We start from the raw sequence: 24,533 nt of genomic DNA, 5'->3' as shown, positions 1-24,533 counted from the left end.
TCAGCGCCGTTTGTCCAGGTCTGCCGCGATACGCGCCCCGAGGTCGCGCCGTGCCTCCGCGCTCAAGCTGCCGAGATAGTCGAGAAAGACCTGCCGCCCCTGCGCCATCCGGTCACGGCTTCGCTCTGCCTGCCGATCCAGGATCAGGGCGGCTGCGGCGGGTTCCCATGTCTCGGCCTGCAGGACCGTGGCGAGGGCGGCGAAATCCTCGCGCACGGCGCCGCGCATAGCGCGGAAATCCGGCGCAACATCGCGGAAACGCCGGAAAAGCTCGCGCCGGTCGGCATGGCTGAGGCTTTCGGTGATCGGCCCGAAACCCACATCCGGCCCCATCATGCCGCCACGCCCGATGGGGTGCCCGCCCGCCATGCGCCCAACGACCAGCCCGACGAACAAGAGGTTGATCGCGAGCGAGAGATAAAGCGCGACGCGCAGCTTGCCACCCTGCCCGCCTTCGGTCCGTTCCGTCATCTCAATCTCCCACCTCGGTTCCGAACATATCGCCCGTGCCGGGCATCAGCTCAACCGTCCCCGCAGAAGCAGCCGACATCAGCAGCCCGCCCGGATCGGCGAGCCCGATCCAGGCACCGGCCACCGTCGCGGTGACCAGCCCGCCCGCGCCGCGCCAGCCGCCGATCGCCCGGGCCAGGTCGGTCCAGAAACCGGACGCGGGCCGGGGCCCGGCCATGGCGGCCTGTTCCACCTCGGGCGCGGGCTGCATCGCCGCGCCCGCCGCCGCGACGCGCGCCACAAACCCGGGCGGCGGGCTTTCATCGCCGCGCGCCCGCGCCAGCATCAGTTCGAATTCGCCGTCCTCGCTCATCCCCTTACCCTTCCGCATATCCAATCGCCTGCCTTTCGCCCGCCAGAGCCTCGGCCAAGGCCCGCTTGCCGCGCGCCGTCAGACTTTCCACCGCTTCGGTCCCTATCTCCATGATCGCCGCGATCTCGGGGTTCGTCAGCCCCTCGATATGGCGCAGAACCACGGCGAGCCGCTGGCGATCCGGCAGGCGCGCAAGCGCCCGCGACAAGGCATCCTCGCGGTCGCGGGCCATCAGCCAGGCCTCGGCGCCGGGTGCACCGTCCGCAAGATCAAGCGCCGCCTCGATCGGCTCGGCTTGACGGCGCCGCACCAGATCGGTGGCGAGATTGGCGATCACCCGGTAGAGCCAGCTTGTGACCTGTCCGCCATCCGGCCGCCAGCCGGGCGCCGCGCGATAAAGCCGGATCATCGCCTCCTGCGCGACATCCTCGGCATCGGCGCGGCTGTTGGTCAGCCGCAAGGCAAAACGGAAAGCCGCAGGCCCGAACCGCTCTGCCATGGCGCGGGCGGCGCTGGCATCGCCCGCCGCATAGGCCCGCAGCAAGGCTTCATCGGCGCCACCCGGCGCCGCAGCCCGTTCATCGGTGTCAGCGGCCTGCACCATGCTTTCGTCTTAGACCCCTGCCCCGAAGACCGCAATCTTGCGGCCGCGCGCGCGACTTCGGACCCGCGCGCGGCCGGCCTCACCCGTCACTCCTGATCATCATCGCCCCAGGGCCAGAACGGCATGCCGCGCGGGCCGTCGCCGTGGCCATGGCCGTGGCCACCGCGGCCGAACCCGCCGCGGCCCTCGCCCCTGCCCTCGCCCCTGCCCTCGCCCCTGCCATCGCCGCGCATGGCACGCATCGCCTGAACTTCCTGCTTGCTGACGGCGCCATCCCCGTCGGCATCAAGCCGCTCGAAGATCCGCGCCATCCGGTCCTCGCCGGCGAATTCGGCCGTGCTGACCTTGCCGTCGCCGTCACTGTCGAGATCGACGATCCGGTGCCGCGCCATCTTCGTCACCCGATCCTGCATATGCGCCATCATCTGGGCGGCCATCTCCTCGGCGGTGACGAACCCGTCGCCGTCGGCGTCGAGGCCCGCGAGGCGCGCCGCCTTCAGCGCTTCGGCTTCTTCCTTGGTCACCTTGCCGTCGCCATCGGCATCGGCCTCATCGAACAGGGCCTCCGGCCCGCCCATCATGCCCGGGCCACCCATGCCCATGCCGCCGCCGCCACCGAAGGCAAATGCGGGAACCGCGATCAGGACACCGGCCACCAGCGCCAGCGAAAATCCGGTCTTGGTCATCTCTCTCTCCTTGCCAAGCGGGCCGATCCGTCCGGCCCTCTGTTGGTAGAACGGCGCTGCCGGGACGTTCCGTCGCAGGGGCCAGGGACTTTTTTCGGGGCGCAGCGCGGCGCGGCGGCATTTCCCTTGCCCGCCATCCCTGCTAAGGGGGGGCATGCCCGACCTTTCGCCCATCACCGCTATCGACCCCGAGGCGACCGACCGCCCGGTCAAGCCCGCGCTTTGGCGGGGCTGGCGCGGACGCTGCCCCTCTTGCGGCGAGGGACGGATGCTGGAGGGCTATCTGAAGGTACGGCCCGCCTGCCCGGCCTGCGGCGAGACCTTCAGCCATCACCGCGCCGATGACGGACCGGCATACATGACCATTCTCGTCGTCGGCCACCTGATGGCCCCCTTGCTGATGTGGGCCTTCGTCGAATTCCGGCCGTCGCCTCTTGTGCTGGTCGCGATCTTCACCGCGGGCTGTGTCGGGCTGTCGCTGTTCCTGCTTCCCCGCTTCAAGGGCGCGCTCGTCGCGCTGCAATGGGCCAAGCGGATGCACGGTTTCGGGGTGCAGGATGGGCGGGACTGAGGTTCAGGACCTGCGGCCGCGCGCGGCGGCGACCGTCATCCTTGTCCGCCGCGACGGGCCGGAGCCGACCGTCCTCATGGGCCAGCGCGGTGCGGGCGCGGTTTTCATGCCGTCCAAGTATGTTTTCCCGGGCGGCGCGGTCGATGCCGCCGACGCCGATGTGGCGCTCGCGGCAGGGCTCGGGCCCCTTTGCGCCGCGCGCCTTGGCTGGCAATCCGATCCCGGACTGGAAACTGCGCTTGCGGCGGCGGCCGTGCGCGAACTGTGGGAGGAGACCGGCCTCGCGCTTGGCGCGCCGGGGGCTGCTCCGCAAGGCTGGAGCGGATTCGAGACGACGGGCCTTGCGCCCTCAGCCTCGGCACTGCGCTTTTTCTTCCGCGCCATCACCCCGCCCGGGCGGCCCCGCCGGTTCGACGCACGCTTCTTCCTTGCCGATGCGGCGGCGCTTCACGCCGACCCGGACGATTTCAGCCGGGCCTCGGACGAGCTTTCGCATCTGCATTGGGTGCCGGTCGCCGAGGCGCGGCGCCTGAACCTGCCCTTCATCACCGAAGTGGTGCTGGCGGAACTGTCAACGCTGCTCGGCGGCCTCGCACCCGGCGCGCCCCTGCCCGCGCCGGCCTCGGTCCCCTTCTTCGACAATTCCGGCCCGGTGCCGACCTTCCGCCGCATCGCCGCCTGACCGGCGCCGCCTCAGCCCTCACCGGGGCGCAGCGGGTGCGGCACGGGGTCCTTCGCGCGCAAGAAATGGGCACGGAAAATCTCGCCGTAGTTGCGATAGAGATAGCTGTCGTTGCGCCTGAGATACTCCGCCCGGTGCGCGCGGTAATGCGCGGGCAAGAGGTACCAGGCCAGGCCGGGTTTCGTGTGATGAACGATGTGCAGGTTGTTGTTCAGAAAGAGAAACGGCAGAACCCGCCCCCCTTCGACGATGACCGAGCGGCAACGCGCGATCTCATGCGCGCGATGTTCCAGAAAGGTGCGGATCTTCAGGATGGCGAGGCCCGCATAGGCCGACATGAGATAGGCCCACCAGGGCATCTCTGCCCCACGCAGGATCAGGGTGAGCAGCCCCAGACCGGCGAGATGCAGCGCCCAGTCGCGGGCGATGGCGCGGTCGCCCCTGAGGATCGCGCGCAGGTCTGCGGGCACGAAGGTCGCGCAGGCGATGGCCGGACCCACCAGCATCCGGCCCAAGAGCGTATTGTTGAAGCGCAGAAGCGCCTTGAAGGGCCCGGGCAGCCGCGCCCAGACCTGCGGGTCCTGGAAATTGCTTTCCGGATCGTCATAGGGGTCGGTCAGATATTCGTCGCGGTGATGCGCGAGATGCAGGTCACGGAACCGGCCATAGGGGAAGAGCAGGCCGAGCGGCAGCGCGACCAGCGCCTCGTTCAGTGCCCGGACGTGCGTCGGGTGACCGTGTAGAACCTCATGCTGCAGGGAGGAATGCAGCGTGATCGCGAGGATGGTCAAAGCCATCCCGAACGGCAGAAACGTTGAGGCCGCCCAGCTTACTCCGAGGTACCAGAGCGCATGGCAGGCGGCGATCAGCGCAAGCGTCGGCCATTCCACGGCAGGCGCCTTGAGCCCCGCGCGCTCAGTCATGGCCAACCTCTGACCGGCCCCGGCGCACACGCGCCCGGGAAGACTCCACAACACCATTTTCGCCAGGGTCCGTTCACGCGCATTCATCCATGCCCCGCTCAAGCCGCCCTCGGCGTGGGCGGTCAAAACTCCAAGTGGGAGGGCACCCGGTCAGCCCGGCGGAGCGTGACACAGCATTCATGGCCGCCTTGCGGCAGCGCACCGTCAGCACCTTCCCACGATCATTTCGCACCCGCAGGTCGTTGGTGAACATCCGGAATTTGGTTAACAAACCTCACTAGGCGTGATATTTATCATCACATGATCGAAAAAACCGACAAACGCAGACGGGCCGACCTGTTCCGGCAACGGCTAGATCGCGCGATGACCGAAAAGCCCCTGACCCAGAGCGGGCTCGCCCGCGCGGTCGGCGTCGACCGGTCGACCATCTCGCAGCTTCTCGGCGATCAGGGCGCGCGGCTGCCGAATGCCCAGGTGGTGGCGGAATGTGCCGCGGCGCTTGGCGTGTCGGCCGACTGGCTTCTCGGCCTCTCGGACCGGCCGGAGCGGCTGGCCGACCTGCTCGCCGCCTCTCTGACGATCACCGAGGCGCCGCGCGCGCTGATCGACGAACGGATCTTCGGCTGGCACCGCGAGGCGGCGGGCTACAAGATCCGCCATGTGCCCGCCACCCTGCCCGACATGCTGAAGACCCGCGCCGTGATGCGCTGGGAGTATGAGCCGCAGCTCGGCCGCACGGCCGATCAGGCGATCGGTGCCTCGGAAGACCGGCTGTCGTGGATGCGTGCGGCCCGGTCGGATTATGAAATCGCGATCCCCTGTCATGAGATCGAGGCGCTGGCGCGCGCCGAAGGCTATTACCGGGGCCTTGAGCGCGCCTTGCGGATCGAACAGATCGACCGACTCGTCGCGCTCTACGATCAACTCTACCCGACGCTGCGGATCTATATCTACGACGCGCGGCGCGTGTTTTCCTCTCCCGTCACCATCTTCGGCCCGCTGCTCGCCGTGCTCTATCTCGGGCGCAATTACATCGTCTTCCGCGACCGGGAACGGATCGACGCGATTTCGGCGCATTTCGACGGTCTGGTGCGCGAGGCAGATATCGGCGCGCGGGACTTCCCCTCGCTGCTGGCGCGTCTCAGGGAAGAGGTTGCAAAGGGATAAGCAAAGCCCGCTCAGCGCAGGAACTGAAGCCGCGAAATATCGTATCCGTTAAAGTCCAGGATTTCCCGGGCCGCCGTCAGAAGGTCGGCCCGGGCTTGTCCGGGCCGCGCGAGGATGCCGCCGAACCCGCCATCAGGCGTGCCGAAGGCCGCGACGCGGTAATCGGCATCGACCCAGAGGATCCAGATTTCCTCGGCGCCCCCCGGACCGTCGCGCGAAACCCGCCCCGGCCCGGAAAGCCGCGCCACCGTCCGATAACCTGTACCCCCTTGCGGCCCACAGCGCATGCCCGTGATCACGAACGCTGCAGTGCCGATCCGCCAATCCTCATCCAGCACACCACACCGCGCCGCGTCGCCAAAGGCACCGACAACCTGCCACTGCCCCTGAAAGCGCGCCGGATCGAAAGCGGTCGAGGAAGAAATCGGCACCGACCGATCGCGGAAGCCCGCCTGCCGCGGCGCAGGCACGCAGGCCGCGATGAGGCAGAGCCCCGCGACCGTCATTCGATACATTGGGTCACCGCCACGCCGCCGTCGTTCAATATCTCGTTGCATCCCAGAAGCGGCGTGACCGGCGCGCAGCTGCGCGAACGGGAAAGACAGGCGCTTTCGCAGTCCCGCCCGCTTGAACAGGCCTTGCCCGCATCGCGCGGCACGCTCTGGCACAGGAACCCGCCCGTCGCATGCACGAACTCGCCGCCCGAGCGGATGCACTGGGCATGGACCAGATCGGTCGCAGCCTCGCCCACCGGCGCCAGCGCGCCCCTGTCGGCGCCGCCGACCTTGCAGCCGGCGATCAGCACCAGTCCCAGCACTGCCAGACCTTGGAACCCCCGCCGCATCTGCCCTCGCTTTTCCACCGCCCGTCAACCGTGCGCGACCCTCGACGGTTCGCGTCCGGAAGGCAAGAGGCGAGTGTCGCGCCCGGCTCCGGGATTGCGTGAGCCGGACAGCCACAATACGAAAGACTGGATGAAAACCGAAGTCTCGCTCTTTACCCGCGATCCCGCCGCCCTCTCGGTCGGCGTCCTCGTCATGCCCGAGACCAACGCCTTCTCGCTCGCCGCCTGCGTCGATCCGATGCGCGCCGCGAACCGCCGGGCCGGACGCACGCTCTTTCGCTGGACCTTCCTGTCGCCCACAGGCGCCCCGGTACCCCTGACCGCCGGGTTCGAGATCGCCGCAAGCCCGCTGCCCGATCAGGCCGATTTCGACCTTCTCGTCATCGTCGCGGGTTTCCGGCTCGAGGAACAGGCGAGCCCCGACCTCCTCTCCCGCCTGCGCCGCCTTGCCCCGCAGGTCCGGGCGATGGCAGGCGTCGACGGCGGCAGCTGGTTTCTGGCGCGCGCCGGTCTTCTGGATGGGCGCGCCGCGACAACTCACTGGGAAGACCTCGAAAAATTCGCCTCGCGCTTTCCCGCCGTCGATGTCCGGCGCGACCGCTATGTGATCTCCGGCCCCATGGTGACCACCGGCGGCGCCGCGCCCTGCCTTGACATGATGCTCGCGCTCATCGGCAGCCGCTGGGGCGCCGAGCTCGCGCTCCGCGTCGCGGGCGCCTTCCTCTACGAACCCCTGCACGCGGGCTCGGTGCCGCAGATGGCGATGCCCGCCGCCCGCATTGCCCGCGCCGATCCCGCCCTCGCCCGCGCCATCGCGCTGATGGAGGCGCATGTCGACGATCCCCTGCCCATCGCAGAAATCGCCCGCCGCATCGGCCTCTCGCAGCGGCGGCTCGAAATGCTTTTCGCCGAACGGCTTTCGCTCAGCCCCGGTCGCTTCTTCCTCGACCTGCGCCTCGACGAGGCGCGCCGCCTGACCGTGGACACCGGCCTTTCCCTTCAGGAAATTGCGCTCCGCACCGGCTTTGCCAGCCAGACCGCCTTCGCCCGCGCCTTCCGCGCCCGCTTCAAGGCCACCGCCTCCTCACTCCGCCGCCCCTAGTCCCCTCCCCCACCCCTTCATCTTGGCAAAAATACCTCGGAGGGGGTCCGGGGGAGGCAGAGCCTCCCCCGGCGGATCGGCCCGCGCAAGGCGCGGGACGAAATCCTCAATAGGGCCAGGGATGGGCCTTGTGCGCCCCCTCGATCGCCGCCAACACCTCGGGCGACAGGTGCAAGTCTGCCGCCGACAGCGCGACCGCAAGCTGCGCGGGCGTCGTGGCACCAATGATCGGCAGGGTCTCGACCGGCCGGGCCATCGTCCAGGCCACCGCCAGTGCCGCCGGGTCGAGCCCCGCCTCCCGCGCGATCCTGAGATAAGCCTCGACCGCCCCCCAGACCCGCTCCGTCACCCGGCCAGACAGGGTCGGGTTCAGCGACCGGCGCGAGCCGGGCGGAATCACGTCGCCCTGATATTTTCCGGTCAGAAGCCCGGTCGCCAGCGGCGAGAAGGCCAACAGCGCCATGCCTTCATTGTGGGAAAGCTCCGCCAGATCCAGATCCCACAGGCGGCAGAGCAGCGAATATTCGTTCTGGTGGGTCAGAGGCCGCGCCACGCCCATCCGGTCGGCCAGCTGCAGCCACATCGCCGTGCCCCAGGTCGTCTCGTTCGAGAGGCCCCAATGACGGATCCTGCCCGCCCTCATCGCCCGGTCGAGCGCCTGGAGCACATCCTCCATATGACCAAGGATCGCTGCCTTGTCGTGCGTGCGCGGGTCGAAATGCCAGCCCGCGCGGAAGTGATAGACATCGCGATTGGGCCAGTGCAGCTGGTAGAGGTCGACATGATCGGTCGCCAGCCGCCTCAGCGAGCCCTCCAGCGCCCGGCCGATCGCATCGCCGCTGATCGGCTCGTCGCCGCGCGCCTTGCCGCCCTCGCCGGTGATCTTCGTCGCGATCACCCAGTCGCCCCGCCGCCCGGTCCTGCGGTTCCAGCTGCCGATGATCTCCTCGGTCCGGCCAATGGTCTCGGCCCTGACCGGATTGACTGGATACATCTCGGCCGTGTCGAGGAAATTCACCCCCGCCGCCAGCGCCTGGTCCATCTGGCGATGCCCCTCGGCCTCGCTGTTCTGGCTGCCCCAGGTCATGGTGCCCAGGCAGATCGCCGACACGTCCAGATCGCTTCGCCCCAGCCTGACCTTTCGCATTACCGTCCCTCCTGTCCGCGCCCTGTTGTCGGCCGGGCGCCGGGCAAGGTCAACCGCCCGGCGCGCCCTCGCCCATCACGCCAATATGAGCGACAGTGCCGCCGCCGCAGGCTAGAATGACCCGGCGTCGGGGGAGAGTGAACCATGCTGAAACCTCTCGTGATCTGGCTGGCTCTTTCGGAGCCCCTTGCCGCCACGCCCCTGCAGTACACGCTTGATGCCGACAGCTCTGAGGTCGGGTTCGAGGTCACGATGGGCCATAGCCCGCTGAAAGGCATGATGCCGGTCACGCGCGCCGACATCCTTCTCGATTTCGACAAGGCCGCGCAAAGCAGGGTGTCGGTGACGCTCGATCCGGCCGACGCCCGCATGGGCCTGCCCTTCGCGACCGAGGCGATGAAAAGCCCCGAGGTGCTGGCCACGAAACGTTTCCCCGAAATTCGCTTCGAAAGCACCCGCTTCCGTGCCAGGGGCGACGGCGCCACCGTCGATGGCCAGATCACCATCCGCGGCGTGACGCGGCCGATCACCCTTGCCGCACGCCTCTTCCGGCCGAACGGCAGCGCGGAGGGCCACCGCAAGGATCTGACCATCCGCCTGACCGGCCGCGTCAGCCGCGCGGACTTCGGCGCCAACGGTTTTCCCGACCTTGTGGGCGACGAGGTGCGGCTGGACATCACCGCCCATATCCGCCTTGCCTCCGACAACTGAGTGCTGGCCCTTCCCCCCGTAAGCCGCTAAATCCGGCCGGGAATGGAACGGACGGACAGCATGGCGCGCATCCTCATCACTTCGGCGATCCCCTACATCAACGGCATCAAGCATCTGGGCAATCTTGTCGGCTCCCAGCTGCCCGCCGACCTCTTCGCCCGCTACATGCGCGCCCGTGGCCACGAGGTCATGTTCATCTGCGCGACCGACGAACATGGCACGCCCGCCGAGCTTGCCGCCGCCAAGGCCGGCCAGCCGGTCGACGTCTATTGCGCCGGGATGCACGAGGTCCAGAAGGACCTCGCCCGCGGCTTCCGCCTGTCCTTCGACCATTTCGGCCGGTCGTCCAGCCAGCGCAACCACCGCCTGACCCAGCATTTCGCGGGCAAGCTGGCCGACAATGGTCTCATCCGCGAAGTCACGGAAAAGATGGTCTTTTCCATCGACGACAACCGCTTTCTGCCCGACCGCTATATCGAGGGCACCTGTCCCAATTGCGGCTATGACAGCGCGCGCGGCGACCAGTGCGACAATTGCACCAAGCAGCTCGACCCCACCGACCTCATCGACCCGCATTCCACGATCTCGGGCTCGACAAATCTGGAAGTACGGGAAACCAAGCACCTTTATCTCATGCAGCGGTCGCTGAAGGACAAGCTCGAAGCCTGGATCGATTCAAAGACCGACTGGCCGGTCCTGACGACCTCGATCGCCAGGAAATGGCTCCATGACGGCGACGGGCTGCAGGATCGCGGCATCACCCGCGACCTGCATTGGGGCATTCCGGTGCAAAAGGGCGACGACCCCTGGCCGGGCATGGAAGGCAAGGTCTTCTATGTCTGGTTCGACGCGCCCATCGAATATATCGCCGCTACCGCCGAATGGGCCGACGCGAACGGCAAGCCCGACGCCGACTGGCAACGCTGGTGGCGCACCGACAAGGGCGCCGCCGACGTCACCTATTACCAGTTCATGGGCAAGGACAACGTGCCCTTCCACACCCTCTCCTTCCCCGCCACCATCCTCGGTTCGGGCGAACCGTGGAAGCTCGTCGACTATCTGAAATCGTTCAACTACCTGAACTACGATGGCGGCCAGTTCTCGACCTCGCGCGGGCGCGGCGTCTTCATGGACCAGGCGCTTTCCATCCTGCCGTCCGACTACTGGCGCTGGTGGCTTCTCTCGCACGCCCCGGAATCCTCGGACAGCGAATTCACCTGGGAGAACTTCCAAGGCTCGGTGAACAAGGACCTCGCCGATGTCCTTGGCAATTTCGTCAGCCGCATCACCAAATTCTGCGCCGCCAAATACGGCCCCGCGATCCCGGCGGGCGGAACATACGACGAGCGCGCCCAAGCACTGATCGCTGACCTCGAAACCCGCGTCCGCGCCTACGAAACCCATATGCAGGAGATGGAGGTCAGGAAGGCCGCCACAGAACTCCGCGCCATCTGGGTCGCGGGCAACGAATACCTCCAGTCCGCCGCCCCTTGGACCGTCTTCAAGACCGACCCCGAGGCGGCGGCGGCCATCGTCCGCCTCTCGCTCAACCTCGTCCGCCTCTACGCCGTCCTGTCCGAACCCTTCATCCCCGACGCCGCCGCCACGATGCTGAAGGACATGGGGACCGACAACCGCACCTGGCCCGGCCCGGTGACCGAGGCGCTCGAAACCCTCTCCCCCGGCCACGCTTTCGCGGTTCCGGAAGTCCTCTTCCGCAAGATCGCCGACGAGGAACGGGAGGAATGGTCCAAGCGTTTCGCAGGAACTCGCGGCTAGTGCTGTCGGGCGGCAGATCGCCGGATGCTCGCCGAAGTCCCGATTGCGACTTTACAGTGACGAGGGCGTACAGTAACGCCTCCCCGGTGCGGCCTCTGGGTCACTGGTCTTCCGGGGCATGGGTCTGTGGCTTCCGGACGCGACTTGGCGGTGCCTCGCGCATGGGCGTCAGCACGACAGCGCACACGAGCGATAACGGCAGTGTGTAGATATTGATGGCGGCGTATCATGAACGACAAGCTGACCCTTCGGATCCTCACGGCAGTCCTGGCTCTCGGCCCGTTGCTGCCGAAGCGCACGGCCGAACGCTTCCGCCGTTCGGCCTACAAGCGCGACCCGAGATTCCGTGATGACTTTCTGGCACAGCCGGAGATCGCCGCCGACGTCCTCGCTCGCGCGCGCGCGGTTACGCAGACCGATATTCCCAAGGTTGGCTTTTCCACAGTCCGGGAAGAATTCGTGCCGTACGGACCGCCAAAGGCGATAACGCCGCGCGTGAAGCTGATCGCCTTCTATCTTCCACAGTTCCACCCCTTTCCGGAAAATGACGAATGGTGGGGCAAGGGCTTTACCGAATGGACCAATGTCGGCAAAGCCGTCCCGAATTTCGTGGGGCACTATCAACCGCATTGCCCGATCCATTTCGGCTACTATGACCTGCGCGTTCCCCAGGTCATGGAGGACCAGGCGCGTGTCCTGAAGGAATACGGCCTTCACGGCTTCTCCTATTATTTCTACTGGTTTGGCGGCAAGATCCTGATGGAGACGCCGCTGAAGGCGATGCTTGAGAATCCCAAGGCGGACGCGCCCTTCTGCTTCACCTGGGCCAACGAGAACTGGACGCGCCGCTGGGACGGGGCGCAAGAGGACGTCCTGATCGCCCAGAAGCATTCGATCGAGGATTCGCTCGCACTCCTGCGTCATTTCGCGGCCTATTTCGCCGACCCCCGCTATATCCGCATCGATGACAAGCCTTTGTTCATCATCTATCGCGCCGACATCATTCCCGACCTCAGGAATATCGTTGTCGCCTGGCGCGAGGAGGCCAGGAAGCTCGGCTTCAAGGGCCTCTATATCGTCTGCGCACAGAGCTTCGACGTCACAAGCCCTCGGCCCTACGGTTTCGACGCGGCGGTCGAATTTCCTCCGCACCGCATGGCGTCGGATTCGATCCGTCACGAGGTCGAGATCGTCAATCCCGCTTACACCGGCGCGATCTACAGTTACGAACAGATCGTCGATAACGCCGTCACCCGACCCGAGCCGAGCTACAAGCTTTTCCGGACCGCGATGCTGTCGTGGGACAATACCGCCCGCAGGCAGAACGCTTCCCACATAATGGCAAGGTTCAGCGTCACGAAATATGCGCAGTGGCTCTCGGCACTGTGCCATCGCGTTGCGGCCAACCCGAAGTATTCCGAGGACGAGAAACTCGTCTTCATCAACGCCTGGAATGAATGGGCCGAGGGCACGCACCTTGAACCCGACCGCAAGCATGGCTTCGGCTACCTGCAGGCAACTTACGAGGTGGTGGCGTCGCTAGGCCCGCAGGGCTGGCCGGTGCAGGAGCTTCCCGTTGCACGGCGGAACGATACCGGCGTGATCCTGCACGCCCACTACGAAGAGACTTGGCCGGAGTTGAAAGCGCAGCTCGACCGGATCGGACCGCATGATCTCTATGTCACGACGACGAGCACTGCCATCGCCGAGCGGATCCGCGCCGACCGGCCCGATGCATGGGTCGAACTCGTGGAGAATCGCGGTCGCGACATCCGCCCGTTCCTTTCGGTGCTGCGCCGTATCCGGCCGCTCGGGTACCGGTCGATCTGCAAGCTGCATTCCAAGAAAAGCACCTACCGCACCGACGGGGAAAACCTGCGCCAGACGATCATCGAGAAGCTTGTTTCCGGCAATTGCCCCGCGCAACTCGCCGCAGATGAACGTCTCGGTCTTGTCGTGCCGAAAGGGTCCTACATTCCGCACACCGACAAGAGCGAAACCTACAACGCGGACAATGTCGAAGCCCTGTCCGAGATCCTGGGCTTCAGATTCAAGCGCGATCATTTCCCGGCAGGCTCGATGTTCTGGTTCCGGCCAGAGGCGCTGCAAGCGCTGGACAAGATCGATCCTGACGCCTTCTGGGGGGTCGAGGCCGGCCTTGCGGATGGCACTTGGGCGCATGCGATCGAACGCATCATCGCTGTTGCGGCTCAGCAGGCAGGCTACAGCGTGGCCGAGACAAGCACCTGAGGGTTTGCGGCGGGCGCAGGCGCCCGCTCAGTCCCGGATCAGGGCGACAAGCGCCAGGACGGTCGCGCCGACCCCGAGCAGGATCAGCGGCGCGGGCGCGGCATTGCCAAAGCCGATCTCCCACAGGATTACCCAGGAAGGTGTGAGGTAGGTATAGGCCATAACCTTCGACGACGGCAGCCTGAGCGCCGCATATTGCAGAAGGACGAAGGTCACCGCACTGGCGAAGAAGGCCGTGTAGAGCAGCGTGATCCAGACGATGGCGGGCAGGTTCGTCCAGTCTGTCGCGCGGATATCGCTCCAGCCCCAGAACGTCAGCACCAGGAAGCCCGTCACCAGCACGCCGAAGGAAAAGACCATCGGGCTTTCGCCCCGGTTCAGCTTGCGCACGAGCGGCGTATAAAGCGCGTGCGCCACGCAGCCCCAGAAATAGATGACCTCGCCCCGGCCGATCTCGAACCGCATCAGCGCCCCCCAATCGGCGCGGAAGATCACCCAGACCGCGCCGAGGCCGCCGACCAGAAGGGAGAGCGCTATCCGCAGGGTGGTGATCTGGCGCAGGAGAAGCCAGCCGAACCCCGCAGCCATGATCGGCGTCAGGGTAAAGACGGCGGCGGTAGATACGGGCGGCGCGGTCTTCAGCCCCTCGAACATCAGGACGAAATAGGCTGACAGGCAGAGGCCGAGCAGCAGGTAGCGCCAGGGCGCCCTGCCATCGCCCGCCCGGAAGGCGCCGGTCGCCAGCGCCGCCGCGCCGACGAAGAGCGCGGCCAGGAGGAACCTGACGGCCGAAAAGGCGACCGGCGAGATCATGTTGGCCATCTGGCCACCAAGCGAGAAGGACCCCGCGATCAGCGCCGAGAAGGCCAGCATCGCCAGATGGCCGCGCAGCGCAGGCGTCAGGCGGGCGGCGGCGGTCGCGCTCATATGTCGGTCCAGCCCTCCGCCGCCGTCTTGATATGGGCGAGGAACTTCTGAACCTTCAGCGTCCGGTGCAGATCGACATGGGTGACAAGCCAAAGCGACGAGGTCCATTCCGGTCGGGGCGCCATCACCTCGATCAGGTCGGGGTCGCGCGCTGCCTCGCGCAGGGTCATGAAGCCGATCCCCGCACCCGCGCGCACCGCCGCCTCGGTCGCCGCCGCCTCGGAGGTGCGAAAGATAACTCGCTCGGCCGGAACCGCGCCGCGCAACCACTGATAGAAGGGCGCCCGCGCCTGCGGGTCATCGGGTCCGACGAACCAGTGGCGCGCCAGTTCCGCCTCGGTCTTCGGCAGGCCGTGGCGGTCGGCATAGCATTTCGCCGCATACATCCCGTTCCTGAGCTGGATGAACTTCTGCACCACGTAGTCAGGATCCTCCGGCCGCGCGCCCGCCCGGATCGCCACATGGGCCTCGCCGGAATTCAGCCGGAAAAGCCGCATGTCGGTCAGAAAGCGGATATGCAGGCCGGGATGTTCCTTCTGGAAGGCAGCGATCGACGGGGCAAGAAGGCGCGGGATGCCAGAGATCGCGGTGACGATCAGTTCGCCCGACACCGTCTCGCTTTGCCCCTTGATGCGGGCGGCGAGCTGGTCGAACCGGTCGGAGGCGCCCTGCGCCACTTCCAGAAGCTCGCGCCCCGCGTCGGTGGGCGTATAGCCACGCGCATGGCGCTGGAAGAGTTTCGAGCCGAGCCGCCCCTCCAGCGCGTCGATATGGCGGATCACCGTCGCATGATGGACGCCCAGCACATCGGCGGCGCCGGACACGGTGCCAAGGCGTGCGACCTGATAGGCGGTGCGGATCTCATCCCAGGTTTCAAAGCTCATTCTGTGCACCCACAAACATAGCATGTTATGAATGTGCAGTTTTCTGAAGGAGCGCAAGCCCTAGATTCAGGGGCATCCGCAGATTCACGCACAGGTGATCAGATGACCCGCATTCTTCGTATCGACAGTTCCATCAAGGGCGGCGCCTCGGTGACCCGCCGCCTGACCGACCGTTTGACCGACAGGCTCGTCGCCCGCCACGGCGGCACGGTGAGCGAACGCGACACCCAGGGCCTGCCCGCGATCGACGGGACCTGGATCGGCGCAGCCTACACGCCCGCCGATGCCCGGACAGCCGAACAGGCCGAGGCGCTGGCCCTTTCCGACGCGCTCATTGCCGAACTGAAGGCCGCCGATGTGATCGTCATCGGCGCCCCGGTCTATAATTTCGGCGTCACCGGCCCGCTGAAGGCCTGGATCGACCTCGTCTGCCGCGTCGGCGAGACCTTCCGTTACGGCAAGAACGGGCCTGAGGGTCTTGTCGCCGGCAAGCCGGTCTATGTGGCCTATGCCTCCGGCGGGGTGCCCATGGGCTCGGCGGTCGATTTCGCTTCGGCCTATCTCAGGCAGGTTCTCGCCTTCATCGGCCTGACCGATGTCACCTTCGTCGCCGCCGAGGGTGTGGCCCGCGACGAGGGCGCCGCCATTGCCCGCGCCGAAACTGCCATCGCCCGGATCGCCGCCTGAGGACAGCCTCGCCATCAAGGGGCGGGAGGGCCCGCCCCTGACAGGATTCGCTGCGCGGTTGTTTCGATACCACTGACGGAACGGCGCCTCCGAATTTCAAGATTCGCACATTGCAATAACAAAACACTACGGCAAGGCCGCCAGGCCTTGCCAATTTTCGTCCTGCACCGTTTCTCTGGCGCCAACAATCCTTGCCCTTCCGGCCTGACTGCGGACTACATCCACGGACCCGCGCCGCACGCACACCCAAGCGCGTATTTTTCAAAAAAATCCGTTAGATACATGATAAAGCTACAAAAATTATTTTTCTTGACACAAAAACTTTTTTAAACTGTCGTGGCGACGCGTCTAGAACCCGTCAGCGCCCGCATCGCCATATCGAAATAGTTTATGAACAGAGCCGGAAATACAGCTGCCCGCAGCCCTTGGACGGGCTACTCGCCAGGAATGTCGGCGAGGGGCGAAACGGTGGACGGCCGGGACGTCCGGCCAGGCGCGCGGGCGAAGAGCCGCATTCAACCCAAGAATGATCAAATTTCACGGCCTGCGAACGGGGCGGGCCGCGAAGGCAGTGCCGTTGGCGGGCCGCCGCCTCACCGTCGCGCCCCCATCGCCTGCAACGCCTGATCCCTTTTCATCCCGAACGACGGCCAGCGATCATGACCCTGACCTTCCTGCAGCATATTCTGCGCCAGTTCGACCAGATCGAAGGCCCCGCCTTCACCTTTCTCGACCGGGACCAGAGCGAGTGCCTGAGCTTCGCGGACCTCGGGGCAGAGGCGAAGGCGCTCGCCGGGCGGGTTCAGGCGCGGGTGGCGACCGGCGAACGGGTGCTGGTGATCCTGCCGCCGGGGCGCGACTACGTGATCGGCATCACTGCGCTCTCGCTCGCGGGCGCGGTCGCGGTTCCGGCGCTGTCGCCGACTTCGGCCAAGGGCTTTCCGCGGCTCGCACGGATCGCCGAAGATGCGGGCCCGACGCTCATTCTGACCAGCGCGGCGCTGGCCGAGAAGATCGCGGCAGAGCCTGCGCTCGCCTGCTTGCCCCGTCTGCAGATCGACGGCGCAGACAGGGCGCCCTGGACGATGCCCGATGTCGGCCCGGACGACCTTCTCTTTCTGCAATATACCTCCGGCTCCACCGGAACGCCGAAAGGTGTGATGGTCAGCCATGCCAACGTGATGGCGAACCTTGCCGAAAGTACGGCCGCCTTCGGCATGACGCGGCACGATGTCGTCGTTTCCTGGCTGCCACCGCATCATGACTTCGGCCTGGTCGGCGGCATCCTCTCGCCGCTCTGGAACGGGTGTCATGCCGTCCATCTGGCGCCCGCGGCCTTCCTGACCCGCCCGCTGCGCTGGCTGAAGGCGCTGAGCGACTACCGCGCCACGATCACCGGCGCACCCGACTTCGCCTGGGATCTCTGCGCCCGGAAAGTGACTGAGGCGGACCGCGCGGGCCTCGACCTTTCCGCGCTGCGCGTGGCGATCAACGGCGCCGAGCGGGTGCGCCCCGATACGATGGCGACGTTCGCCGAAGCCTTCGCCCCGGCGGGCTTCGACCCGGGCGCCTTCACCCCGGCCTACGGCCTTGCCGAGGCCACGCTCTTCGTCTCTGCCGCGCGGAACCGGTCGCGCGGCACCTTGCCCAGGGTCCGGCAGGCGCACGACGCCACTGCCGAAGGACTGACTCACGCAGGGCCGCTCGCGACCAACGGGCCGGCGCCCCGCGTCGCCATCGCCGGTCCCGACGGCACCCGCTGCACGGATGGGCAACCGGGCGAGATCTGGGTCGCGGGCCCGTCGGTCGCGCGCGGCTACTGGAACAACCCCGCCGCCACTGCCGAAAGCTTCGGCGCACGCCTCAAGGGCGACGACCGGCCCTGGCTGCGGACCGGTGATATCGGCTTCCTCGATCGCGGCGAGCTGTTCGTTTCGGGCCGGATGAAGGAAATGCTGATCCTCGCCGGGCGCAACCTCTTCCCGCAGGACATCGAGCCCGATGTCGAAAGCCTGGGCCCGGCCTTCCGCCCCGGGGGATGCGCGGTCTTCACCGCTGGCGAGGGCGGCGCGAGCGGGCTCGTGGTGGTGCAGGAGGTCCTTGATCGCCGGGCGCTCGATACCGACGGGCTGGCCGAGGCCTTGCGCGCCCGGCTTCTCGACCGGCACGAGATCGGCGATCTGGCGGCCTTCCTTCTGGTCCGGACGGGGGATCTGCCGCGCACCACCAGCGGCAAGATCCAGCGCTTCCGTTGCGCCGCCATGTTCGCCGACAACAGCTTCGCCCCGATATGGAGCTGGCAGGCCGGTGCCGCCGGGACCCAGACCGATTTCGTCCCGCCCGGCACGCCGGTGGAAAAGCGCCTCGCCCGGCTCTGGTCCGAACTCCTGGAGACCGACCGTGTCTCGATCCGCGACAATTTCCTCGAACTCGCGGGCAACTCGCTGCTCGCCACCCAGATCATCTCGGCCCTGCATCAGGAGTTCGGGCTCGACATCTCGCTGACCGCGCTGTTCGACAATCCCACAATCGAAAGCCTCGGGCAGGAGATCGACCGCGCGCTGGCGGCCGAGGCGCGAACCCGCGCCGAGACCGCCATCGACCGCCAGCCCCGCCCGCTGTCACACCAGCAGGCGCGCCTTTTCCGGCTGAGCGGCTATGCCGAGGGTGGCGCGGTTCAGACCCTGTCGCGCCATCTGCGCATCGACGGCGATATCTCGGACGCCGCACTGTCGCGCGCTGCGACCGATCTTCTGCGCCGCCATGAGGTGCTGCGCTACGTCTTCACCGACGGTGACGCCGGACCCGAAGCCGCGCTTTCGCCGCTGGAGCCGGTCACCATTGCCCGCCGCCCCGCCGAAGACATCCCGGCGGCGCTTGCCGCCGAGACGGCCCTGCCCTTCGCGCTCGACACCGGCCCGCTCGTCCGCTTTGCGCTCTTTGCTGACCCGGCGGACGAGGAATGTCAGCATCTCCTGCTGACCGCGCACCCCTGCGTTGCCGACGAGGCGTCGATGGACCGGATGGCGGCAGAGCTTGCCGCGCTCTATTCCGCCCATGCCCAGGGCCTGACGCCCCGGCTGGAAGAGTTCGCCGCCCAGCATGTTGCCTTTGCCGAGGCGCAACAGCTCTGGCTCAGGTCGGATGCGACGGCAATCGAAGCGGCATGGAAGGACCTCCTTGCAGGCATGCCGGAGGCATTGAACCTGCCGACCGACCGCCCGCGCCCGGCGCAACCCAGCCACAGGGGCGCCACGCTGGCCATGCGCCTTCCCGATCCGGCCGGATCGGGCGAGGCCGAGCTACTGGCGGCCTTCGCGCTCGGCCTCTCGCACTGGTCGGGGCAAACTGACGTCGTGATCGGCCTGCCCTTCCGCGCCGACGAAAAGCTGGGCCGTCCGGTCGCCATCGGGCGGGTCGCCGACATGCTGCCGGTCCGCCTCCGGCTGGCCGAAGGCCAGACCTTTGCAGAAATCGCCGCGCAGGCGGCAGACGCCATTGCAGCGGCGCGCGCTTTCGGCGCCCTGCCCCTCGACCGCATCATCGAGATCGCAGGCACCCGCCGACAGGCTGGTCAGGCACCGCTCTTCCAGGCGGCGCTGATGATCGACGAAACGCCGGAGGACCTTTCCTTCAACGGCGCTGCCGCCCGCCGCGTCGCGCATGGGTCCGGCAAGGCCCCCTATGACCTCACGCTCCGCCTCTGGCGAGAGGCCGACGGGCTCGCCGCCGCCGTCGACCATGCCGCCGACCTATTCGACCCCGCGACCATCGCCGCCTTCGCCGACCATTTCGCAAACGTCCTGACGAAGCGCGACGTCGACTGCCCGCTGCCCGGAGAGCTGTCCCGCGCGGCGACCGTCAGCGCGCCTGCGAAAACCGATGTAGCGGAGGCAGCTACCGAGAAGGCGGAACCGACCGGCGCCACCGAAACCGCGATGGCGGCGATATGGGCGGAGCTTCTGGAACTCGACCATGTGGGCGCCGAGGAGGAATTCTACGATCTCGGCGGCCATTCGCTTCTGGCGACGCAGGCCATTTCCAAGATCCGCGCCACCTTCGGCGTCGAGGTCACGATCGAGGCGATCCTGTTCGACCAGCCGACCGTGCGCGCGCTCTCCGCGCTCGTCGACCGGCTCGCCGCCTCGAAGACGCTGTCGACCATGACCGCGATCGGCAAGGCGCCCGAGGGCGCCGAGCAGGAACTGTCCTTCTCGCAGCAGCGGCTCTGGTTCCTCGACCAGCTTGAACCCGGCAATCCGTTCTACAACATCCTTGCGCCGACCCGCCTGCGTGGCCCGCTTGACCCCAAGGCCCTGAAAGCCGCGATCAACCGCATCATCGCCCGCCATGACGTCCTGCGCGCGACCTTCCATGCCCGCGACGGCAAGCCGGTCCAGCGCATCGCGCCCTCGCTCACCATCGATGTGCCGCTGATCGACATTTCCGCCCACGACGACCCCGAGGCCGAACTGACCCGCCTCTCGCTCGCCGATGCCCGCACCGCCTTCGCCCTCGACCGCGCGCCGCTTCTGGCCGCGACGCTCGTACGGCTCGGCGCCGAAGACCACGCGCTTCTCTTCCGCATGCATCACATCGTCTCGGACGGCTGGTCGATGGGCGTTCTCGTCACCGAATTCGTCGAGCTTTACCGCGCCCTGACCGAAGGCCGCGACGACCGGCTGCCGCCGCTGAAGATCCAGTATGCCGATTTCGCCCACTGGCAGCGGAACTGGCTGACCGGCGACGTGCTGGACCGTCAGCTCGGCTATTGGAAAGCCAAGCTCGACGGCGCGCCACCGGTGCTGTCGCTGCCCACCGACCGGCCGCGCCCGGCGGTGCAAAGCTACCGGGGCGCCAACCATCACCTGCGCCTGCCGCCCGATGTCACCTCGGAGCTTTACGCCCTCGGCGCCCGCCATCAGAGCACGCTCTACATGGTGCTCCTCGCCGCCTTCAGCCTGTTTCTGTCGCGCTATGCCCGCAGCCGCGATGTGGCCTGCGGCACCTATATCGCCAACCGCAACCGCGCCGAGGTGGAAAACCTCATCGGCTTCTTCGTCAACATGCTGGTGATGCGTTCCGACGTCGATCCACAGGCAAATTTCGAAAGCTTCCTCAGGCAGGTGCGCCAGACCGCGCTTGAAGCCTTTGCCCATCAGGACCTGCCCTTCGAACATCTGGTGGACGAGCTGAAGCCCGAACGCGCGCTCAGCCATTCGCCGCTCTTCCAGGTGGTGTTCGTGCTGCAGAACGCCCCGATGGACGATCTGAACGCCTCGGGCCTTGCCGCCGAACAGATGCCGATCGAGGGGCGCGTGTCGAAATTCGACCTGACGCTCCGCCTTGGCGAGGAGGCAGGCGCGCTGACCGGCTGGTTCGAATATGCGACCGACCTTTTCGACGAGCCGACTATCGCGCGCATGGCCGCGCAGTTCGAACATCTCGTGCGCGACATCATCCGGCGCCCGGCCGCGCCGCTCGCCGACCTGCGGCTGATGGCCGAGGAGGAGGGCCGCGCGATCCTCGCGGCCACCGAAGGCGCGCCGGTCGATCCGGCCAGCCTGCCCCGCGTGCTCGACGCCTTCGCGGCCCAGGTCGCCCGCGCGCCGCACCACCCGGCAATCCTCGGGGCAAGACCGCTCGACTATGCGACGCTCGACCGCGAAGCCACCGCGCTCGCCGCCCATTTCACCCGCCTCGGCGCGGGCCCGGGCGACCGGATCGGCCTCTGTTTCGACCGGGGCAGCGATCTGGTGGTGGCGATCCTCGCCTGCCTGAAGGCAGGCGCCGCCTGGCTGCCGCTCGACCCGCGCGCGCCCGCCGCACGGCTGAACCTCATCCTGGAAGACGCCACCCCGAAGATCGTGCTGGCCGAGGAAGACCATCTGGCGCTTCTCGAAGAGGCGGGCGCGGGCGAGGTTCGGCTCTTTTCCGGCCTGATGGCCGCGCCGCCCGCCGATCTGCCGCCCGCCCACCGCGCGGCGCCGGACGATCCGGCCTATGTGATCTACACCTCCGGCACCACCGGCCGCCCGAAGGGCGTGGTCGTGCCGCATCTGGGGCTGATGAACCATGCGGCCCACCATATCGCACTGTGCGATCTCGGGCCCGAGGACCGTGTGCTGCAATTCGCCTCGCCCGGCTTCGATGCCTCGATCGAGGAAATCGTGCCCACCCTCATGGCCGGCGCCACCCTCGTGCCGCGCCCTGCTGATTTCCTCGAGGTAGGGCGCCTCTTCGACGCATTCATCGCAGAAAACGGCATCACGGTGCTCGACCTGCCCACCCAGTTCTGGCACCAGTGGCTGCGCGAAACGACGGGCATTCCCGCCTCGGTCCGGCTGATCGTCGTGGGCGGCGAGAAGGTCACCCGGCGCCAGTTCGCCGACTGGAGCGCAAGGCCCGAAGCACAGCGCATCCGCTGGATCAATACTTATGGGCCAACCGAGGCGACCATCGTCGCCACAAAGGCCGAATATGCGCCCGACCCCGACCCGCAGGCCGAGATCGCCATCGGCAGGCCGATCGCGGGGCTGAAGGTCCGCCTCCTTGACGCGCATCTGAACCCGGTCGCACCCGGCGTCCCCGGCGAGATATGGCTTGGTGGCCACGGGCTCGCGCTCTGCTATCTCGGGCGCCCCGACCTGACCGCCGAACGGTTCATCGCCGACCCGTTCGGCGCCCCCGGCGACCGGCTCTACCGCACCGGCGATCTCGGCCGTATCCGGCCGGATGGCGCCATCGACTATCTTGGCCGGGTGGACGAGCAGATCAAGCTGCGCGGCTACCGGATCGAACCGGCAGAGGTGGAGAAGGCGCTTCTACGCGCCGGGGCCGAAGAGGCTTGCGTGGTACTCCACGCCCCGGAAGGCGAGGCTCCCCGGCTTCTGGCCTATGTGGTCGGCGAGTGCCGCGAGGACGATTTGCTCGTCCGGCTCGCGGCCGAACTTCCCTCCTACATGGTTCCCTGGCGGGTGGTTGTTGTTGGGGGGTTTGTGTTGACGGGGAACGGGAAGGTTGACCGGCGGGTGTTGCCGGTGCCTTCGGGTGGGAGTTTTGGGTCTGCGGAGGGGGCGCGGGGCGGGGTGGAGGCGGCTCTGGCCTCGATCTGGGGCTCGGTTCTGGGGATCGGGGCCGGGCGGATCGGGCGGGAGGAGACCTTCTTTTCGCTTGGCGGTCACTCGTTGCTCGCCACGCAGGTGATCGCGCGGGTGCGGCGGGCCTTCGGGATCGAGCTGCCGCTCAGGGCCCTGTTCGAACATCCGACGCTGGCGGCCCTGGCGCCGGTCGTCGCGGCGGCGGTCGCGGCGCGGGGTGGCGCGGCTGGTTCTGCCGGTGACGGGTTGGGTGGCGACGGGTTGGGTGGCGGGTCGGCCGGTGACGCGCTGCTGGCGGGTCCGGCGCCGCGGCGGCGGCGGGAGGTGCTGGCGGCCAGGCGCCGTGAGGCTGACGGGTCTGGGCCTGAAGGGCCGGGGCCTGAAGGTGCGGACGCCGGTGCGGCGGGTCTGCCGCCGGCGCCCCTGTCGTTCGCGCAGGCGCGGCTGTGGTTCCTCGACCAGCTCGATCCGGGCGATCTGTCCTATCACCAGCCGCTGGGGCTGAGGCTCCGGGGGCCGCTCGACCGGGCGGCGCTTGCGGCGGCACTTGCCACGCTCGTGGCGCGCCACGAGGTGCTGCGCACCTCGTTCGCGCTGCGCGACGGGGCGCCGGTGCAGATCGTCCATCCGGCCGGGGCGGTGGCGCCGACCGCCGGGACGCTGGTCTTCGACGATCTCTTCGCCGCGGCGGGCGGGGCCGACACCGACGCCATCGAGGCCGACGCCATCGACACCGAAGCGATCGACGCCAAAGCCCGGGCGCTCCTCGAAGCCGAGGCGGCGCGGCCCTTCGACCTCGCGGCCGCGCCGCTCTGGCGCTTCCGGCTGATCCGGACCGGGGCCGGGGAGCATCTCGCGCTCCTCACCCTCCATCACATCATCTCCGACGGCTGGTCGCTTGGCCTCTTCCTGAGGGAACTGGCGCTGGCCTACGAGGCGCATCTGGCGGGCCGCCCGCCCGGCGACATCCCGGGCCTGCCCGACCTGCCGCTGCAATATGGCGATTACGCCCAGTGGCAGCGCGACTGGCTGGCGGGTCCGGCGCGGGCGCGGCTGACGGATTACTGGCGCGAGCGGCTGCGGGGCCTGCCCGAGCTTCTGGCGCTGCCCACCGACCGGCCGCGCCCGGCGGTGCAGAGCCATCGCGGCGGCCGGGTGGCGCTGACGCTCGAGGCGGGCCTCACGCACAGGCTCGAGGCGCTCGCCCGGGCGCAGGGCGCGAGCCTGCATATGGTGCTGACCGCGCTTCTGGCCACCCTCCTCGCCCGCTGGAGCGGCGCGGAGGACCTCGCCATCGGCACCCCGGTCGCCGGGCGCCGCCACGAGGCGCTCGAAGGGCTGATCGGCTTCTTCGTCAACACGCTCGTCATCCGCGCCCGCGTCGATCCGGGCGAGAGCTTCCTTGCGCTGCTCGATCGCACCCGCGAGGAGGCCTTCGCCGACCAGGCCCACCAGGACCTGCCCTTCGACCAGCTGGTCGAGGCGCTGCGCCCGGCGCGCGACCTCAGCTACGCGCCGCTCTTCCAGGTGATGCTGGCGCTGCAGAACGCGCCGATGGGCCAACTCGCCTTCGGCGGGCTCGGGCTCGAACCGGTCGAGGCCGGTGGCGACTGGACCAAGTTCGACCTCACCCTCAGCTTCGCCCC

General features: G+C 67.7%; 19 protein-coding genes. 9 read left to right on the top strand and 10 right to left on the bottom strand.

Features of this window, described 5'->3' with window-relative positions; translation table 11 throughout:
- From P0645_RS00095 to P0645_RS00080, 4 genes are all read right to left on the bottom strand, one after another.
- Positions 1 to 471, bottom strand: coding sequence for a periplasmic heavy metal sensor (locus P0645_RS00095; protein WP_284162503.1), 471 nt, complete (start codon positions 469 to 471; stop codon positions 1 to 3).
- Between the two features lies 1 nt (position 472).
- Positions 473 to 823, bottom strand: coding sequence for a hypothetical protein (locus tag P0645_RS00090; RefSeq protein WP_284162502.1), 351 nt, complete (start codon positions 821 to 823; stop codon positions 473 to 475).
- A gap of 4 nt (positions 824 to 827) precedes the next feature.
- A complete protein-coding gene (locus P0645_RS00085; RefSeq protein WP_284162501.1) occupies positions 828 to 1,427 on the bottom strand; it encodes a sigma-70 family RNA polymerase sigma factor in 600 nt (199 codons plus the stop codon).
- An 86-nt stretch (positions 1,428 to 1,513) separates the two neighbouring features.
- Positions 1,514 to 2,113 (bottom strand): CREC-EF hand family protein, encoded by a 600-nt coding sequence (locus P0645_RS00080; protein WP_284162500.1) that lies wholly within the window; start codon positions 2,111 to 2,113, stop codon positions 1,514 to 1,516.
- Positions 2,114 to 2,267: 154 nt separating this feature from the next.
- Between P0645_RS00080 and P0645_RS00075 the strand changes: the two genes are divergently transcribed.
- On the top strand, positions 2,268 to 2,684 hold the full coding sequence (locus tag P0645_RS00075; RefSeq protein ID WP_284162499.1) for a DUF983 domain-containing protein: 417 nt from the start codon (positions 2,268 to 2,270) through the stop codon (positions 2,682 to 2,684).
- Positions 2,671 to 3,366, top strand: a complete 696-nt coding sequence (locus tag P0645_RS00070; RefSeq protein ID WP_284162498.1) for an NUDIX domain-containing protein — start codon at positions 2,671 to 2,673, stop codon at positions 3,364 to 3,366. Before P0645_RS00075 ends, P0645_RS00070 begins: the two co-directional genes overlap by 14 nt.
- Positions 3,367 to 3,377: 11 nt before the next feature.
- Here the strand turns inward: P0645_RS00070 and P0645_RS00065 are convergent, their stop codons facing one another.
- A complete protein-coding gene (locus tag P0645_RS00065; protein WP_284162497.1) occupies positions 3,378 to 4,289 on the bottom strand; it encodes a fatty acid desaturase in 912 nt (303 codons plus the stop codon).
- Positions 4,290 to 4,589: 300 nt separating this feature from the next.
- Here P0645_RS00065 and P0645_RS00060 point away from each other — a divergent pair, with 300 nt between their 5' ends.
- A complete protein-coding gene (locus P0645_RS00060; protein WP_284162496.1) occupies positions 4,590 to 5,456 on the top strand; it encodes a helix-turn-helix domain-containing protein in 867 nt (288 codons plus the stop codon).
- Positions 5,457 to 5,467: 11 nt separating this feature from the next.
- Here P0645_RS00060 and P0645_RS00055 read toward each other — a convergent pair whose 3' ends face one another.
- Entirely contained in the window at positions 5,468 to 5,971 is a 504-nt protein-coding gene (locus tag P0645_RS00055; RefSeq protein ID WP_284162495.1) for a lipocalin/fatty acid-binding family protein, read from the bottom strand.
- Positions 5,959 to 6,300: a hypothetical protein gene (locus P0645_RS00050; protein ID WP_284162493.1), complete on the bottom strand. Its 342-nt coding sequence runs from the start codon at positions 6,298 to 6,300 to the stop codon at positions 5,959 to 5,961. Before P0645_RS00050 ends, P0645_RS00055 begins: the two co-directional genes overlap by 13 nt.
- 130 nt (positions 6,301 to 6,430) lie before the next feature.
- Between P0645_RS00050 and P0645_RS00045 the strand changes: the two genes are divergently transcribed.
- A complete protein-coding gene (locus P0645_RS00045) occupies positions 6,431 to 7,402 on the top strand; it encodes a GlxA family transcriptional regulator (protein WP_284162492.1) in 972 nt (323 codons plus the stop codon).
- 106 nt (positions 7,403 to 7,508) lie between these two features.
- Here P0645_RS00045 and P0645_RS00040 read toward each other — a convergent pair whose 3' ends face one another.
- Complete coding sequence (locus P0645_RS00040) at positions 7,509 to 8,549, bottom strand: aldo/keto reductase (RefSeq protein WP_284162491.1); 1,041 nt, start codon at positions 8,547 to 8,549, stop codon at positions 7,509 to 7,511.
- Positions 8,550 to 8,693: 144 nt separating this feature from the next.
- Here P0645_RS00040 and P0645_RS00035 point away from each other — a divergent pair, with 144 nt between their 5' ends.
- From P0645_RS00035 to P0645_RS00025, 3 genes are all read left to right on the top strand, one after another.
- Positions 8,694 to 9,260 carry a YceI family protein gene (locus P0645_RS00035; protein WP_284162490.1) on the top strand — a complete coding sequence of 189 codons (567 nt, stop codon included), beginning with the start codon at positions 8,694 to 8,696 and terminating at the stop codon, positions 9,258 to 9,260.
- Positions 9,261 to 9,320: 60 nt separating this feature from the next.
- Positions 9,321 to 11,039: a methionine--tRNA ligase gene (gene metG / locus P0645_RS00030; protein ID WP_284162489.1), complete on the top strand. Its 1,719-nt coding sequence runs from the start codon at positions 9,321 to 9,323 to the stop codon at positions 11,037 to 11,039.
- 228 nt (positions 11,040 to 11,267) lie between these two features.
- Entirely contained in the window at positions 11,268 to 13,289 is a 2,022-nt protein-coding gene (locus P0645_RS00025) for a glycoside hydrolase family 99-like domain-containing protein (protein ID WP_284162488.1), read from the top strand.
- A gap of 27 nt (positions 13,290 to 13,316) precedes the next feature.
- On the opposite strand, the gene P0645_RS00020 is transcribed toward P0645_RS00025, so the two are convergent.
- Together P0645_RS00020 and P0645_RS00015 are read right to left on the bottom strand one after the other, a co-directional pair.
- Positions 13,317 to 14,216, bottom strand: coding sequence for a DMT family transporter (locus P0645_RS00020; protein ID WP_284162487.1), 900 nt, complete (start codon positions 14,214 to 14,216; stop codon positions 13,317 to 13,319).
- Positions 14,213 to 15,100 carry a LysR family transcriptional regulator gene (locus P0645_RS00015; RefSeq protein ID WP_284162486.1) on the bottom strand — a complete coding sequence of 296 codons (888 nt, stop codon included), beginning with the start codon at positions 15,098 to 15,100 and terminating at the stop codon, positions 14,213 to 14,215. Before P0645_RS00015 ends, P0645_RS00020 begins: the two co-directional genes overlap by 4 nt.
- Before the next feature lie 102 nt (positions 15,101 to 15,202).
- On the opposite strand from P0645_RS00015, the gene P0645_RS00010 reads away from it, so the two are divergent.
- Positions 15,203 to 15,787: an FMN-dependent NADH-azoreductase gene (locus tag P0645_RS00010; protein ID WP_284162485.1), complete on the top strand. Its 585-nt coding sequence runs from the start codon at positions 15,203 to 15,205 to the stop codon at positions 15,785 to 15,787.
- 659 nt (positions 15,788 to 16,446) lie between these two features.
- Positions 16,447 to 24,533, top strand: an 8,087-nt coding sequence (locus tag P0645_RS00005; RefSeq protein ID WP_284162484.1) for a non-ribosomal peptide synthetase, incomplete at its 3' end; no start/stop codon positions are given.

Source organism: Frigidibacter sp. SD6-1, assembly GCF_030143255.1.
Lineage (GTDB): Bacteria > Pseudomonadota > Alphaproteobacteria > Rhodobacterales > Rhodobacteraceae > TMP-24.
The sequence above is the reverse complement of the archived record's forward strand: the minus strand, read 5'-3'. Positions and strand labels throughout refer to the sequence as shown.

Excerpts from the sequence above, each read along its gene's own strand:
- P0645_RS00095 (WP_284162503.1), bottom strand. The coding sequence starts at position 471 with ATGACGGAACGGACCGAAGGCGGGCAGGGTGGCAAGCTGCGCGTCGCG.
- P0645_RS00090 (WP_284162502.1), bottom strand. The coding sequence starts at position 823 with ATGAGCGAGGACGGCGAATTCGAACTGATGCTGGCGCGGGCGCGCGGC.
- P0645_RS00085 (WP_284162501.1), bottom strand. The coding sequence starts at position 1,427 with ATGGTGCAGGCCGCTGACACCGATGAACGGGCTGCGGCGCCGGGTGGC.
- P0645_RS00080 (WP_284162500.1), bottom strand. The coding sequence starts at position 2,113 with ATGACCAAGACCGGATTTTCGCTGGCGCTGGTGGCCGGTGTCCTGATC.
- P0645_RS00075 (WP_284162499.1), top strand. The coding sequence starts at position 2,268 with ATGCCCGACCTTTCGCCCATCACCGCTATCGACCCCGAGGCGACCGAC.
- P0645_RS00070 (WP_284162498.1), top strand. The coding sequence starts at position 2,671 with ATGGGCGGGACTGAGGTTCAGGACCTGCGGCCGCGCGCGGCGGCGACC.
- P0645_RS00065 (WP_284162497.1), bottom strand. The coding sequence starts at position 4,289 with ATGACTGAGCGCGCGGGGCTCAAGGCGCCTGCCGTGGAATGGCCGACG.
- P0645_RS00060 (WP_284162496.1), top strand. The coding sequence starts at position 4,590 with ATGATCGAAAAAACCGACAAACGCAGACGGGCCGACCTGTTCCGGCAA.
- P0645_RS00055 (WP_284162495.1), bottom strand. The coding sequence starts at position 5,971 with ATGTATCGAATGACGGTCGCGGGGCTCTGCCTCATCGCGGCCTGCGTG.
- P0645_RS00050 (WP_284162493.1), bottom strand. The coding sequence starts at position 6,300 with ATGCGGCGGGGGTTCCAAGGTCTGGCAGTGCTGGGACTGGTGCTGATC.
- P0645_RS00045 (WP_284162492.1), top strand. The coding sequence starts at position 6,431 with ATGAAAACCGAAGTCTCGCTCTTTACCCGCGATCCCGCCGCCCTCTCG.
- P0645_RS00040 (WP_284162491.1), bottom strand. The coding sequence starts at position 8,549 with ATGCGAAAGGTCAGGCTGGGGCGAAGCGATCTGGACGTGTCGGCGATC.
- P0645_RS00035 (WP_284162490.1), top strand. The coding sequence starts at position 8,694 with ATGCTGAAACCTCTCGTGATCTGGCTGGCTCTTTCGGAGCCCCTTGCC.
- metG (WP_284162489.1), top strand. The coding sequence starts at position 9,321 with ATGGCGCGCATCCTCATCACTTCGGCGATCCCCTACATCAACGGCATC.
- P0645_RS00025 (WP_284162488.1), top strand. The coding sequence starts at position 11,268 with ATGAACGACAAGCTGACCCTTCGGATCCTCACGGCAGTCCTGGCTCTC.
- P0645_RS00020 (WP_284162487.1), bottom strand. The coding sequence starts at position 14,216 with ATGAGCGCGACCGCCGCCGCCCGCCTGACGCCTGCGCTGCGCGGCCAT.
- P0645_RS00015 (WP_284162486.1), bottom strand. The coding sequence starts at position 15,100 with ATGAGCTTTGAAACCTGGGATGAGATCCGCACCGCCTATCAGGTCGCA.
- P0645_RS00010 (WP_284162485.1), top strand. The coding sequence starts at position 15,203 with ATGACCCGCATTCTTCGTATCGACAGTTCCATCAAGGGCGGCGCCTCG.